Origin of the sequence: Bdellovibrio sp. HCB288 (assembly GCF_047305935.1) — a bacterium.
Classification (GTDB): Bacteria; Bdellovibrionota; Bdellovibrionia; order Bdellovibrionales; family Bdellovibrionaceae; genus Bdellovibrio.
This window is the reverse complement of the sequence record NZ_CP178619.1, coordinates 2,809,736-2,823,916: the sequence shown is the minus strand read 5'-3', so window position 1 is coordinate 2,823,916 and position 14,181 is coordinate 2,809,736. Positions and strand designations below refer to the sequence as shown.

At 47.8% G+C, this 14,181-nt stretch carries 13 protein-coding genes; 11 read left to right on the top strand and 2 right to left on the bottom strand.

Going from position 1 to position 14,181, the window contains the following annotated elements:
* The first annotated feature begins 179 nt into the window (after window positions 1-179).
* The 11 genes from gspG (at window position 180) to ACLVWR_RS13785 (ending at window position 9,291) form a co-directional block, all read left to right on the top strand.
* Window positions 180-584, top strand: coding sequence for a type II secretion system major pseudopilin GspG (gspG, locus tag ACLVWR_RS13835; RefSeq protein WP_340599523.1), 405 nt, complete (start codon window positions 180-182; stop codon window positions 582-584).
* 6 nt (window positions 585-590) lie between these two features.
* A complete protein-coding gene (locus ACLVWR_RS13830; protein WP_413581224.1) occupies window positions 591-1,187 on the top strand; it encodes a Tfp pilus assembly protein FimT/FimU in 597 nt (198 codons plus the stop codon).
* Window positions 1,184-1,678 carry a type IV pilus modification PilV family protein gene (locus ACLVWR_RS13825; protein ID WP_413581223.1) on the top strand — a complete coding sequence of 165 codons (495 nt, stop codon included), beginning with the start codon at window positions 1,184-1,186 and terminating at the stop codon, window positions 1,676-1,678. The genes ACLVWR_RS13830 and ACLVWR_RS13825 overlap by 4 nt, the downstream gene beginning before the upstream one ends.
* On the top strand, window positions 1,678-2,565 hold the full coding sequence (locus ACLVWR_RS13820) for a type II secretion system protein GspJ (protein ID WP_413581222.1): 888 nt from the start codon (window positions 1,678-1,680) through the stop codon (window positions 2,563-2,565). Before ACLVWR_RS13825 ends, ACLVWR_RS13820 begins: the two co-directional genes overlap by 1 nt.
* A complete protein-coding gene (locus ACLVWR_RS13815; protein WP_413581221.1) occupies window positions 2,565-3,830 on the top strand; it encodes a general secretion pathway protein GspK in 1,266 nt (421 codons plus the stop codon). The genes ACLVWR_RS13820 and ACLVWR_RS13815 overlap by 1 nt, the downstream gene beginning before the upstream one ends.
* Before the next feature lie 94 nt (window positions 3,831-3,924).
* Complete coding sequence (gene pilM / locus ACLVWR_RS13810) at window positions 3,925-5,595, top strand: pilus assembly protein PilM (protein ID WP_413581220.1); 1,671 nt, start codon at window positions 3,925-3,927, stop codon at window positions 5,593-5,595.
* A complete protein-coding gene (locus ACLVWR_RS13805; protein ID WP_340599529.1) occupies window positions 5,592-6,278 on the top strand; it encodes a hypothetical protein in 687 nt (228 codons plus the stop codon). Before pilM ends, ACLVWR_RS13805 begins: the two co-directional genes overlap by 4 nt.
* Window positions 6,278-7,243: a type II secretion system protein GspN gene (gene gspN, locus ACLVWR_RS13800; protein WP_413581219.1), complete on the top strand. Its 966-nt coding sequence runs from the start codon at window positions 6,278-6,280 to the stop codon at window positions 7,241-7,243. Before ACLVWR_RS13805 ends, gspN begins: the two co-directional genes overlap by 1 nt.
* Before the next feature lie 165 nt (window positions 7,244-7,408).
* Entirely contained in the window at window positions 7,409-7,849 is a 441-nt protein-coding gene (locus ACLVWR_RS13795; protein WP_413581218.1) for a single-stranded DNA-binding protein, read from the top strand.
* 83 nt (window positions 7,850-7,932) lie between these two features.
* Window positions 7,933-8,343 (top strand): hypothetical protein, encoded by a 411-nt coding sequence (locus tag ACLVWR_RS13790; protein WP_413581217.1) that lies wholly within the window; start codon window positions 7,933-7,935, stop codon window positions 8,341-8,343.
* A 3-nt stretch (window positions 8,344-8,346) separates the two neighbouring features.
* Window positions 8,347-9,291 (top strand): hypothetical protein, encoded by a 945-nt coding sequence (locus ACLVWR_RS13785; RefSeq protein ID WP_413581216.1) that lies wholly within the window; start codon window positions 8,347-8,349, stop codon window positions 9,289-9,291.
* 7 nt (window positions 9,292-9,298) lie between these two features.
* On the opposite strand, the gene ACLVWR_RS13780 is transcribed toward ACLVWR_RS13785, so the two are convergent.
* Window positions 9,299-11,884 carry an ATP-binding protein gene (locus ACLVWR_RS13780; protein WP_413581215.1) on the bottom strand — a complete coding sequence of 862 codons (2,586 nt, stop codon included), beginning with the start codon at window positions 11,882-11,884 and terminating at the stop codon, window positions 9,299-9,301.
* A complete protein-coding gene (locus tag ACLVWR_RS13775; RefSeq protein WP_413581214.1) occupies window positions 11,871-14,084 on the bottom strand; it encodes a RelA/SpoT family protein in 2,214 nt (737 codons plus the stop codon). Before ACLVWR_RS13775 ends, ACLVWR_RS13780 begins: the two co-directional genes overlap by 14 nt.
* Window positions 14,085-14,181: the final 97 nt, after the last annotated feature.

Genomic DNA, 14,181 nt, shown 5'->3' with positions numbered 1-14,181 from the left:
TTTAATTTGAGACATCCTATAGGAAGTTAAAAGTTTACTTTAACTTCCTGGCCAAAATACCATCTCCCAAGGACAAATTCTGTAAGACAACAAGACAAAAGAATGTACCAAGTCAGAAGCATCTCTTTACCACGACCTTGCGCTCTGTTAGTATTTCATTCGGCAACAAGGAGTTTTAAATGTTAGCTATCAATAACCGCAAGGGTATGACTTTGATCGAGATCATGATCGTCCTTGCTATCATCGGCGGTATCTCTGCACTTTTGCTTCCACGTCTGACTGGTTCCATGGACAAAGCTAAAGTTAAAGAAACCAAAATCCACATGGGTCAAATTTCCAATGCTTTGCAAATGTACTACACAGATTGCAACAAGTACCCACAAACGCTGGAAGGTTTGACGACTCAAGATCCAAACTGCAGCAATTGGGGTCCTGAGCCTTATATCAAAAACATCAAAGACCGTTGGGAACATGACTATGTTTACGAACTTAACGGCAGCGAAATTCATTTGAAATCTTTCGGTAAAGATGGACGCGAAGGTGGCTCTGGCTACGACGCTGACATCTCTTTGGACGATCTTTAGTCCATTATGAATCGTCGGGGCTTCACCCTCATTGAGGTGATGATTGTACTTGCCATCATTGGCGGTTTGGTTGTCATTGGGGCCCCACGACTCTTTAAAGCACAAACGAATATCCGGGCCACCACTCGTCAATTCATGGCTCTGACCAAAGATATTCGCAACAAAGCCCGCATCTACAATTCCACTTACCGCTTGGTTATTAATATCGATGGAGACAAAGCCGGCCAGTACTGGGTCGAAAGAGCCAACGGCCCGACTCCGATTGATCCGGAAGCGGCAGAAAAAGAACGCGACAGAATGAAAAGCAGCTTCAAAGATGAAGATGCCCCACCGCCGAAATATGCGATGGACACTACTGTTTTAAAAAAAGAAGCGCAACTACCTGGCTCTTTCAAATTCGTACAAGTCGAAACGGTTTCCGTTAAAGATCCCATCACATCCGGAACCGCTTACATTCACTTTTTCCCGGAAGGATTTGTAGAGGCCTCTGCCATTCAGATTTCCGGGGCAAATAATTCCATTTGGACTCTTGTTTTTAATCCTTTAACGGGTCAAGCTGATATCATAGAGAAAGCTCAATCGTTAAAGGGACTTCAGCGGTGAAAAATAAAGGCTTTACATTGATCGAGACCGTGCTTGCACTGGTCATCCTCTCCTCCGGGTTGCTGTTATTGGCAAATTCCTGGGGCGGAAGTTTCGCTTACGTCCGCAAAGCCCAATTCGCCACCGAAGTCACGGCTCTGCTTGAGCGCAAAATGGCCGAGATCGAAATCGAATACTCCGGCAAATCCCTTGACTCCATCCCTGAAGACAAAGAAGACGATTTTGGATCCGAGTTTCCGCAATACTCCTGGAAAATGGAATCCAAAGAATTTGAAGTCCCTGACATTTCAGCAACCTTGACTGCCCGTGAGGGCGGTGCCGATGAGATGTCCCTGACATTGATGAAGACGCTGACTCAGCATCTTTCCAAATCCATCAAAGAAGTCAAAGTCACAGTGATTTACAAAGGCAGCAAAAAGCCAATGAGCTTTTCTGCCACTCAGTACTTTGTCGACTATGACCGCGAAATCCCTCTACCAGGGGGCATGTAGTGGTCACTTCGCGCCGTGGTTTTACGCTGATTGAAGTGCTGATCACCATTGCCATTCTTGGCACGATGACGGTTTTGGTCGCGCAATCAATCCAGCAAAGTGTGAAAATGAAAAACAAAGTAACCACTCAGGTGGATGACGTTTCCCATTTGCGCGATGCTGTTCGTTTGATTCAAAAAGATGTGAACCTGGCTTACCACTATCGCGATGTTGAAAAAGAACTGACAGATCTACTGGCGAAAAAAAGCCAGACGGCGCAAGCGCCTGCCACCCCGCCTGGCTTTCCCGGCTTCGCCCAACCCGGCATGGCTCAACCTTCGGCTTTTGAACAACAACAGCAAAATCGCGAAGTTCCTCGCAAAAATCCCGAAACGCAATTCGTGGGCACTGAAGAAACCTTGAATTTCGTCACCATGAACAACGCGCGCACCATTCGCAACTCCCCTCAGGCCGATTTTATTGAAGTAGGCTATGAACTTAAAGAATGCAAAAGCCTGAATGAAGGTGGCGGTTCTTCCAAGTGTATCTGGAGAAGATCCTCCCCGGTTGCGGATCTGGATGTCACCAAGGGTGGTCAGGAAACTGTTTTGCTGGAAAATGTCAGCGAGTTTAAATTCCGCTACATGGGCAAAGGCAAGCAGGACTGGGTGTCCTCGTGGCGTACAGATCAGGGTGGCGATGGCGCCACTAAAGGCAAATTTCCGCAGGCTGTGGAGCTTTCGATCACGGTGACCAAAAAAGAATCCGGCAAAGATCGCAAGTACTCGATGCAAGTGATCATCCCGATTCACTTCACCAATAATCCAGATGACACCAACACCGGACAAGCGACCCAACAGCAAGGTGGCCAGGGTCAACAACCAGGTCAACCAGGAGGGGCTAACTGATGAACATTTTTAAACCCCTTCGTAATAACCGAGGAATGGCGCTGATGATTGTCACCGCCTGCTTGATGTTCATCATGTACTTCGCCGTTGAACTGATTGCCGAAACGCGGATTGAATACGAAATCAATTCTTCCGGCATGAATCGCATTAAAGCTTACTATGCCGCCAAATCCGGCATGCAGCTCTCTTTGCTTAGAGTTAAAATTTATCAGACAGCACAAAATAAATTCGGGCAGCAATTGGGCAGCAACAGTCCGCTATTAAACATGATCTGGCAGTTTCCCTTTGCCTGGCCCATGCCAATTCCGGATGAGTTGACCGCAATTGACAAAGACAATTTCAAAAAGCTGGTTAAAGACTCCTCGATGGATGCAAGCTACATCACCACCATTGAGGATGAGGGATCCAAGATCGATATCAATGACCTGGTCTCCCCGTCTGAAACTTTGCGTAAGATCACCAAACAACAGATCTTAAATATCTTCCTGCAAAAAATGAAGGAAGACGAAAAGTGGGCCCGCGAAAATTCCAACACCAACTTTGAACGCGTGGTCAATAACATCGCGGACTTTATGAGTGACAAATCCCAGTCGGCAAATGGCGGCGACAAACGCGCCACTTATTCGAGCATGAACTCTGAATTTCAGTCTGATTACTTTCCGCCGAATCGCAGTTTCCGCACGATTTCTGAACTGCATTTTGTGCCGGAACTGACCGACGAACTTTACGAGATTTTAGAGCCACGAATCACCATCTATGGCATGAAGGGTATCAACCCCAACATTGCGACCAGAGACGTTCTTAAATCCCTGGATCCCGGCATGACTGATGAAGCTGTAACTGAAATCATCAAACGCCGTGACGATCAAAACCAAGGTGGCCCGTTCAAGGACGCCGATGACTTCTGGAACTTTGTGACCACCAAGAATGTACGTCTTGAAGGAAAACCTGAAGACGTGCCATTGGTGTTTGATGCCGTATTCAACTTCCGCATTCGCAGCACCGGAGAGTTCGCCCGCTCCACCAGTGAGATCACGGTCATCACGATGGATTTGAATAAAACTGTCGCAAAAATCAAAGACTACGTCGACAAAGACAAAAAGGCCCAAAACCCTGGTGCCGACGCTGGGAATCCCGGAGGCTCCGGCTCTGGCTCTGGCGGCTCTGGTTCCGGTGGTTCAGCTGGTGGTGATGGCAAAACACAAGGCAAATCAGACCCGATTCCCAAAGGCCCTCCACGCATTGTATTTTGGGGTGAAAGATAGCCTTAGGTCGAGCCCTCGCAAAGAGGAAAGATTTTACTTAAGTCCAAAGGCAACATATACTTAGACCATTATCTCGTTCATGGAGGAACGGTCTTTGAAATCACTTGGTATCGACATCGGGTCAAGCAGCATTAAAGTTGTTGAAATGCAATCGACGGCGAAGGGCTTTCAAGTCATTCAGTTCTTCGAGCATGTTCTAAGCACCAATCCTCAAAGTGATTCCGAACTGGAGATCATCGAGTACTTGCGTGATCTTTTGGGCAAGTACGATCACTCGCAAACCCGCTTCATCATGGGACTTCGTCAGGATCGCGTGGCGATTCGCAACAAGTTCTTCCCATTCAGTGATCGCAATAAAATCTTCAAAAGCTTGGCCTTCGAACTTGAGGAAGACCTTCCCTTCTCCAGCGATAACGCGGTCTTTGATGCGAAAATCATCCGTACTGTCGGCGGTGGCGCTGAAGTTCTGGCTTGTGCCGCTCCTAAAGTTCACGTTCAAAACCTGATCGACAGAGCCAAAGACATCGGCGTTGAGCCATTTTTGATTTCTGCGGAAGGCACTGCTTTCGGCAATGTCTTTGAACGCTGGAATGAGGCTCCTCCGACAACAATCAGCAATCCGCAAAACTACGACATCTCCGAATACAAACCCCTTCGCCACGTGCGCTTGGTTTTGAATATCGGTCATACTCGCACTTTGGTTTGCGCGATCGAAGGCAACTCCCTGACAGGTGTGCGCTCCCTTCTTTGGGGCGGCAAGAACATCGCAGAAGCGATTGCGAAAAAATACGAAATTCCTTATCAGGAAGCTTTGCGCGAGTTGCAGACAAAGGCATTCATCCTGACCAATAAACAGGGTGCAACTTTCGATCAAGTGACGTTCTCTGAGACAATTGCCAAGTGCGTTCGTGAAATGACTCGTGATCTGCAACTTTCAATTTTGGAATTCAAAAGCGAATTCAATGCTGAGATTCTGAATATCGGATTGACCGGCGGCACTTCGCAAATCCAGAATCTGGGTCCTTTCCTGACTCAGGCGCTGGAGATCCCGGCAAATCGCCTTTCCGTCCTGGATACAATCCCCAATGTGACTTTCGAACGCTCCCAAGCCAACTCCGCAAAGTTGGGCGTGGCTGTCGGTCTTGCCATCGAAGGATTCAAAAAGCCCCGCAATCCTCCGATTAATTTCCTGCGTGGCGAGTTCGCCCGTCAAAACCATCAGTTCAAAGCTCTTTGGGAAAAATGGGGCCACACTGCCAAGATCGCAACAGCGGCATTGGCGGTCTTATTCGTCTACTCTTACCTGCGTGAAGACTTCGCATTGAGCCTGGCAGAGCGTTCTCAGGAAGTGTTAAAGACTCAAGCCAAGAACGTGGCGAACCTTAAAGGTCGCAATGCCACTGAGTCAGGAATCAAAAAGTATATTCTGGAAAACAAAAAACGTGCGACAGATCTAAAAACCCTGTCCAGCGTGGCCAACATGAATTCCGCCCTGGATGTTATGAAGAAAGTGACCGACGCGACTCCTGCAAAAAACGCAGTAACTCTGGATGTGCGCACTTTCAACATCCGTGACACGCATGTGGTTTTGGAAGGCTACGTCAGCTCCCCGGCTGAACTAAACCTTCTGCAAAAATCACTTTCCAATATCACCGCAGATGGTCAGATCAAGAATCAGACTCCGGGATTGGGAGCGTTGCCAGGACGTCAGGCTTTCTCTTTCAGCTTTAACGTAGACCGCGGCATTCAAAAGGTGACTCGATGAATTTAGATGATTTAAAAGACAGATTTTCCTCTGAGTTTCGCTCAACCTGGGATCGCATCCAGGAAAGTGGCGCCTACAATCAAATGCGCGACCGCTACGAGAACATGACTCCCGGAATGCAAAAGCTGACTATCTATGGCGGCATTGCACTGGTGACGCTGATGGTTCTGTCTATTCCCTACGGATACTTCAGCGGCTCCAGCGAAGCCGTGGGTGAATTCGAAGGCAAGCGTATGACGATTCGCGAACTTCTAAAAGTTTCCCGCGAAGCTTCTGAAGTTCCGGCCATCCCACAGGCTCCCCCGATGGACGCCATTCGTAGCACTGTTGAAAACATGATTCAATCCGCTCACCTTTTACCTGAACAGGTCAAAGGCACGCAGTCCACGGGCGGCTCCAACTTGATTCCGACAAATTTAAGTGAAGGCGGCTTGCAAATCACTCTGGCAAAATTGAACCTGCGCCAGATTGTTGATTTAGGCTACAAATTCGCCAACATCTCCCCGAGTGTAAAAATGGCCGACATGACGATGACCGCAAACCGCGAGGACAATCGTTACTTTGACGTGGTTTACAAACTTGTGGCCTTGGCAGTTCCCGCTCCTCCGGTGATTGCTGCCGAACCGGAACCTCCGGTAAAAAGAGGCAACCGTGGCAGAGCCCGCTCTGGATCGGATGAATAATGGAATACATCATTAAGTTTTTCAGATCGCTCAAAGAAAACAAAGGACGTCTCTTCGTCATGGTTCTTTCTGCGATCATCTTTCTTTTTGTTCTTTTCCCGTTTGATGACTTGAGTGATTTGATTTCGTCACAAGTGGCCAAACTGAGCAATAACTCTGTTTATGTGACTTTTGACCGTTTGAAAATGAGCTTGGTCCCGCAACCTGGCGTTGAAATGGAACAAGTCTACATCGAGTCCATCAGCACACCGGCTTTGACCGCCAAAGAACTTACTATCACTCCGTCGATCCCCGGCCTGATTCAACAAAAGCCTTACGGTTCTGTTTCCGCAAAGGGTTTGCTCAAAGGTGACGTGCAAGTTTCCATGGGTAAAGGTTCTCGCAGTGACAACGGCGTTGAAAGACAGCGCATCGAAGTCAGCGCCAAGAAAGTAGCTTTGAACGACGTTCGTGAATTGGCAAACCTTCCGATTCTTTTAAAAGGTCAGTTGAATCTTGAAACCACGGCCTTGGCTGATTTGACGTTCCAGGAACAACCTGACGTTGAAGTGAACCTGACGATCAATCAGTTCGAACTTCCGCCATCCAACGTGAACACTCCGATGGGGCCTTTGACTTTGCCGGAATTAAAACTGAGCGCTGTAGAGCTTAGAGGGCGCCTGGCAGCAGGTCGTTTCGTGATCGAGAGTGGAACTATCGGCAAGCCCGGAGACGAGCTGCAAGGCACTGTTAAGGGCGATATCGGCATTATGATTGTGAACCGTGGCGGCCGCTTTGGTCAGCAAATCGGCGCTTACAATTTCGAGATCGATTTGCGTGCGAAAAAGAGCTTCCAGGACAAGGCCACTCTGTTCCTGACTTTCATTGATGGCTATAAAACGCCCACTTCTGAAGGGGCTCAGTATAAGTTCAAATTATCGGCCGCAAATCCTATGATGCCGCCTAGTTTTGGCGCCGTGCGCTAATCCGCTTTTCAAACCGCTCCCCATCTCTATTTGATTAAACCTGACACAGGGCTGTGCTTAAATGTTGCTCAGCTCCAAATCCAAATAAATTAAGGGAGTTGTCGACGGTTGACATACTCCCCAAACTGACCAAAAACCTTATGGTCATCTATCTTGGAGGGGACAATGTCTGGAGTAAATAAAGTTATTATCGTAGGTCGTCTTGGTGCTGATCCAGAAGTGAAAGCAATCGGAAGTGGGAGCACTGTAGCTCGCCTTAACATCGCAACTAGCGAATCATGGGTTAAAGATGGTCAACGTCAGGAAAAAACTGAGTGGCATCGTGTAACTGTATGGGGCAAATTGGCAGAAATCTGCGGCAAACATCTTGCTAAGGGTCGCCAAGTTTATGTTGAAGGCAAACTTCAAACTCGCTCATGGGAAGACCAACAAGGTCAAAAACGTTACGCTACAGAAATCGTAGCAAACACAGTTCAATTCCTAGGCGCTGCTGGTGCAGAAGCTGGTTCACGTTCTAACAGCAATTCAGGTGGCGGAGACGATTTCAATTTCAACGATTTCGGTCCAGAACCTAGCTTCAACTCTAATGACGAAATTCCTTTCTAGGATTTCTTGATCACATTAGACCAAGGCCCGGTTTACTGACCGGGTTTTGTTTTTCCAAGGGTCGGACTTTATACTTAAACAGTATGAAGCTATTGGCCTACCCCCTTATTTCCATTGTGTTTTTAGCAGGTTGTTCGGTTTATAAATCCGACGGTCGCAATCAGTTTGAAGCTGCGGCTCCGGCTAAAATTTCCACTTCTGCATTGGATTCTTCTTCGCATATTTACAAGTTAACTGGTTGCCGCAATCAAAGTTTTATTGAAACCTGGTTCAATGATGAATTCCCTCGTGCCAATTATGAATTGGTGTTGATGGATAATGATCTGGAGATCTGGCGCACCACTCAGCCGGGAGTTATTCAGGTTAAAGCCTTTCAACGTGACGATAAAGCGGTTCAATCCTGCTCCTATGAATTTGCCAGCGTGGCCGTATGGGATTTGTACAAAGATGAATTTATCCGCGAACTCAACAACAACCTGATGATCAGTGAATAGCGAATGAAAAAAACACTTCTCGCCTTTCTCGTCGGTATTCTGTTTTCCCTCCCCGCCTTATCGGCCAATGTCACTGCTGTAAAAGGCGGTAAAGTCATGGTGGACTTGCAGGGCGCGGAAGTTCAAGCTGGTGACGAGTTCTTTTTGATCAATCCTGCGACGGGTAAAAAATCTGCGATCATTCGCATGAAGCAAGTCAAAGGCGGTCGTGCCATTGCGGATGTGCTGCAAGGACGTGGCGCTGTGGGTGCCACACTTCAGGCCAAAGCAGCCACTACTAAAACAGCCAAAGCTTCCAAACCAAAATCCTCTGCCCCTAATGAAGCTCTGGCCAAGGCATCCACTCCCGACGAGGAAGCTGCAGCCTTTGATAAAGCCCGCGACATGAGTTACCTGCGCACCCTGAAAAATTCCTACGGTGTATTTGGGCAATTCGGCATGGACTCGATGAAACCCACGATCAAAGAAAATCCAGTGATCAACCCCACTGAACAACCGCAACTCAAAGGCACGGGCCTGGGTGCCGGTGGTTTTTATGAATGGGTTCTGACCAGAAATATCACAGTGAACACTTCCGGCGTCCTTGAACAGTTTAACGTCACGGGTAAGACCGACAGAAACGTTGGCTGCAAAGGCTCCACCAATTGTTCTGCAAACATCACTTATCTTTCCGGCTATGCCCTGGCGAAATACTATTTCACCACAACTGAAATCCGCTCTTGGGCGGGCGTTGGTGGTGGATTCCTGATTGCCATGTCCAAATCAGCAACGGCCCTGGATGAGAATCAAATCGCCACGAATCAGGTTCTGACTTTGGCGGCTGGTGGTGATTATCAATTGAATCGCAAAAACTATATTCCATTCAGCGTGGAATATATCTACTTCCCGCCTTCCGATACAGTCACGGCAAGCGCCATTGTTTTTAAAGTCGGCTACGCTTGGCAATAACTTTCAGCTAAACCGGCATCCAAATAACAAATCGGGTTTGCTTGGACTGAGCGTCCAGATAAAGGCGCCCTTTATGGGCTTCGACAATCCCCACACTGATGCTTAATCCCAAACCAACACCTTTACCAACTTCTTTGGTGGTAAAAAATGGCTGCATCATGCGCTCGCGCACCTCTGCTGGAATTCCGGCACCGGAGTCGGTCACACTGATTTCAACTCCACCATTTTGGAACTGCGCCTGAACCGACACCTTCTTAACCGATTCGTGTTCAACGGCATCAAAGGCATTGTTCAAAAGATTCAATAGGACCTGGGAAATCTGATAAGGACGGCACTTCACAATCATCCCTGGCTCAACTGAAACCTGCAGTTGAATGTTCGCCAGTTTGAATTTCTCATGACAGAACGCCAAAGTGTCATCCACGATCAAAGAAACTTCTGTCGACTCCAGTTCATCCAAAGCCGATTCATGGGCGTAACTTCTTAGGCCCTTTACGATCTTGGCAATACGACCCACCATGGACTCCACAGAATCGATCCGCTTGTTGAGCTCAGCATCGTCTCCAAGTCCTTTGTTCATCAGGCTTTTACGGATCATACTCACGTAACCACCCATCACCGCAAGAGGGTTATTAATCTCATGAGCAATACCCGCAGCCATTTCACCCAGTGAAGCCAAACGTGATGAGACCATGACTTTTTCTTCGCGCTCCTTCAACAGACGCTCACGTTCTCTTCGTTGCGTGATATCCTCTCCCACAACCAGATACCCGTTTGTTTCACCCTGCTCACCGGAGACTCTATGCAGGGATAGCAGAAAATTAATTCTCTTGCCGGCTTTTGATACGAATACTCTTTCGTAACCGCTGGCATCACCAGATTCCAGAATGGCTTCCAAATAAGTGGGTCCCAGCTGCAGCTGACGCTGAACCTTTTCTTCCATTCGACTGCGGTACATCAGGGCATCGGTATGCTCTGCCAGGTTGAACACGGGCCGCCCCAAAAGATCCTGATCCGTATAACCCAATAGATCTGTCGTGGCTTTGTTCAAACTTAAAATATTTCCGGAACTGTCCAACTGCAACAGCAACAGAGAAATACTGTCACGCCCCGCTTTGTGCCACTCATTCAGCTCACGCATTTCACGCTCTGATTGCCGGCTTCGCAAAAAGAACACCAGGCTGAGTGACATCAAAATGGAAGCACTGACGCCAAAAATCAAAAGTAGCGCAGGAAGACTTGAGGAATTGGTGCGAACCAATGCGGGAACTGGTGTCAGCATAAAGGTCCAATTTGCATTCAGCGCATGGTACTCCGCGGTCTCAGCCCAATCGTTCAGATAATACTGCGGGATGTCCTTGTTTTCCATGAACACATGACCGTCATCATCTGTGATTTGCACAAAATAGTCCGGCGCCTTCGCTGCATTAATAAAAAACAAATTCGCATCCAGAGCGATACTCAACACCCCCAGAAGCTCATTGCCTCTGAAGACCGGATAGTACATCACCAGCCCCTCACCCCCGGTTTTCAACGGAACCATATCGGAAATTGCGGGCTGTTTTGTGCTGGTCACCTTATCAAAGAGCCCCAAGGAACCTGGCTGCTCGGAAAGCTTTACACCATTAAAGTTAACAACCTCACTGATGGGATAATGCCACTTTACCAGTCTATCATTTCCAGCCCACATGATCCTGCGAATGCCTTTGATCTCTTGGACAAACATTTTTGCATCCAACTGCCAGGAAGCCTCGCCCCGATAGTCATCAAGTACGAACCGCTCTGCCATATTTGCCAGAGAGCTGTTCACGAAGCGAAACGTGGAATCAAAACCATCGAGCATGGCACTGAGACGAATCTGTGTGATGCTTCTGTTTTTTTGATAGTCCTTGATAATCAGAACCTGCTGAAAACCAATTGTGGCAAATATACCAAGTACCAACGCATAGTACGGACGAAACGTTTTACGCTGATATCCCAAAGACAACATCCGGTTTCGCAGCTGTAGAACCAACGCCACTGACAAAAGAACAATGGACACCGAGGTGTGAGGAGCCATTTTTGAAAAACTGCCCCAACCAAACTGTGAGTTGATCGAAAAAACATTTCCACTTAATCCGACAACGCCCACACAGCACACCATCGAAGCGACAGTCATTCTGACAAATCGGCACAGCAACGTTGTCTTATTAAAGAAGATTCCCAGCCCCAGCAAAAAAGCCGCAATACAGGTACTTGCTGCCGAGCGCCCCGGGAAGCGCGTTCGCAGGTTTTCAAAATCCCTGACGAAGAATTCATCAATTCCAAAACTCTTGTCCAACGGATACTGCAAAAACATGGCGCCGGCTAAAATCATCACCACGATGGCACAAGCCCGGCCCACTTTGAAGTAATCCCGGTCTGAGAACAAAACTCCCAGGGACACAAATGCCAACAGGAAAGCCGTATTAAACAGCATCGGAGTGTAATTAAGCCCCAAGCGAATGGACCCGGGATCCTGTACCAGCCACCCCACCATCACAATGACGGAAATGACCAGCACCACGAAACTTAGCAGATTGTGTGATTTAGGAAGATAGTTACTGAATGACACGTGTGACACCGATGATGCCTTTGATTTTTTGAATCTCGTAAATTGCTTGATTCAACTGGACTGCATCCTTTACGGACACTTCAAAGTTACACACGGCTTTTTTGTCTTTGGTTGTACGAATTTGCGCAGATTGAATATTAATTCCTGACTGTGCAAAGGCTTCGGACATGGACTTTAACAATCCCGGATTGTCCTGGGAAATGATTTTCAGGCGCACGACGCGCTCTTGCCCGTCGCCAGCCACTTTCACGTTCCAGGTCACATCCACTTTACGAAGCTGATCGAATTCAAAGGCTTTACTGCAGTCACTGCGATGGATTGTGATACCACGCCCACGACTGATAAAGCCCACAATCGGATCTCCTGGGATTGGATGACAGCACTTGGCGTAATGCACCAGCATGTCGTCCATACCATCCACAGAAACCAGGGAATTGGTTTTGCGGGTCTTGTGAGTTGCCGCCCGCATGACTCTTTCCATGAAAGTGGAGTCTTCGGTTTTTGCAGCCTCTTTCGCCAATCCCTCTGGCGAAAATTTTTCCACCAGATGACGGGTTTCAAGCTTTCCATAACCCACGGTCACGAAAAGCTCTTCCAGATCTTTCAAACCGTTGTCTTTTAAATACTCTTCAAAGGCCGGGCCTTTTAGATATTTTGCAGCGGCCATTCCGAATTTACGGAATTCTTTTTCAACCAGCTCTTTGCCCAAAATGATGGAGCGACGACGCTGCTCTTCTTTAACGAAGGCGCGAATCTTGGCTTTGGCTTTATTGGTAACAACAAATTTCAGCCAGTCCTTGGAAGGCTCCTGCCCTTTACCTGTGATGATCTCAACCGTATCGCCATTGGACATTTGGTGCTTTAGCGGAACCATCTTGCCATTGACCCGCGCACCGACACACTTGTTACCAAGCTCGGTGTGCACGGCATAGGCGAAATCCACCGGTGTTGCACCCTCTGGAAACTCACGAACTTCACCCGTCGGAGTGAAGACGTAAATTTCAGATTCAAACAAATCTGTTTTAACTGTATCCAGGAATTCATCGGGGCTGCGCACTTGTTGATGCCAGGAAACCAGATCACGCAGCCAGTTCGCCTGCTGCAAATCATCGGATTCCATCTTGCCGCGCTCTTTGTATTTCCAGTGAGCCGCGATACCCATCTCGGCGACCAAGTGCATGGCACTGGTACGAATTTGAATTTCAATACGTTCCCCGCCCGGCCCGATCACAGTGGTATGCAGGGATTGATAGTTATTGGCCTTGGGCATGGCGATGAAGTCCTTGAAACGACCTGGAATCGGCTTCCACAGGGAATGCACCAAACCCAGCGCTGCGTAACATTCGGCCACGCTTTCAACGATCACGCGGAAAGCAAGAACGTCATAAACCTGATCGTAATCCAGGTTACGACTTTGCATTTTTCTATATACGGACCATAAATGCTTTGAGCGGCCAAAAACTTCAAACTTAAATCCAACTTTGCTAAGCTCTTTACCGATAAGTGATTTCACGTCATCGATATAACGATTCTGCTCGGCTTCGGTCTTCTTAATTTGCTGTACCAGCTCGTAGTACATGTCCGGGCGATAGTAACGGAAGCACAGATCTTCCAATTCAATCTTCAGGGAGCTGATACCCATGCGACCTGCAAGTGGGCAGTAAATTTCCAAGGTTTCTAAAGCAATTCTCTCTTGCTTATCGAACGGCATGAAATTCAGAGTGCGCATATTATGCAGGCGATCGGCAAGCTTCACCAAAACCACGCGCACATCTTTACCCATCGCCACGATCATCTTGCGAATGTTTTCGCCTTGCTTCTCGTGGGAATTTTTGAATTTCATCTGACCGATTTTTGTAACACCATCAACCAGGTGTGCGACGGCATCACCGAACTCGCGACGAATATCCTCGAGAGTCGCCTCAGTGTCCTCTACCGTGTCGTGCAGAAGCCCGGTTGCGATCGTATCCAAATCCAAATGTAAATCTGCGAGGATCGCCGCTACGGAAAGCGGATGAGAAATATACGGCTCACCACTACGACGGATTTGACCTTCGTGATGCTTCTCTGAGAAGTAGTATGCTTTTTCAATGAATTTAAGATCCGCATTCGGCCAATAGCTGCGAATGCGGTTTAGAAGATCATCAACTGTTTTGACTGGCTTGTGAGAGAGGCCAGTCTCTTTTTGGGGTTCCGCCATATTCTAGTCAGTTTACCTGAGAAGAAGAGGCGTCTCCAAATAGATTCGCTTGATAATTAAAATATATTAGTATTTTTAGGAACTTAGGACCTAAGTC

What these genes read in the sequence shown, in the direction of transcription:
- ACLVWR_RS13830 (WP_413581224.1), top strand. Translation starts at nt 591, where the DNA reads ATGAATCGTCGGGGCTTCACCCTCATTGAGGTGATGATTGTACTTGCC.
- ACLVWR_RS13785 (WP_413581216.1), top strand. Translation starts at nt 8,347, where the DNA reads ATGAAAAAAACACTTCTCGCCTTTCTCGTCGGTATTCTGTTTTCCCTC.
- ACLVWR_RS13795 (WP_413581218.1), top strand. Translation starts at nt 7,409, where the DNA reads ATGTCTGGAGTAAATAAAGTTATTATCGTAGGTCGTCTTGGTGCTGAT.
- ACLVWR_RS13790 (WP_413581217.1), top strand. Translation starts at nt 7,933, where the DNA reads ATGAAGCTATTGGCCTACCCCCTTATTTCCATTGTGTTTTTAGCAGGT.
- gspG (WP_340599523.1), top strand. Translation starts at nt 180, where the DNA reads ATGTTAGCTATCAATAACCGCAAGGGTATGACTTTGATCGAGATCATG.
- ACLVWR_RS13815 (WP_413581221.1), top strand. Translation starts at nt 2,565, where the DNA reads ATGAACATTTTTAAACCCCTTCGTAATAACCGAGGAATGGCGCTGATG.
- gspN (WP_413581219.1), top strand. Translation starts at nt 6,278, where the DNA reads ATGGAATACATCATTAAGTTTTTCAGATCGCTCAAAGAAAACAAAGGA.
- ACLVWR_RS13805 (WP_340599529.1), top strand. Translation starts at nt 5,592, where the DNA reads ATGAATTTAGATGATTTAAAAGACAGATTTTCCTCTGAGTTTCGCTCA.
- ACLVWR_RS13775 (WP_413581214.1), bottom strand. Translation starts at nt 14,084, where the DNA reads ATGGCGGAACCCCAAAAAGAGACTGGCCTCTCTCACAAGCCAGTCAAA.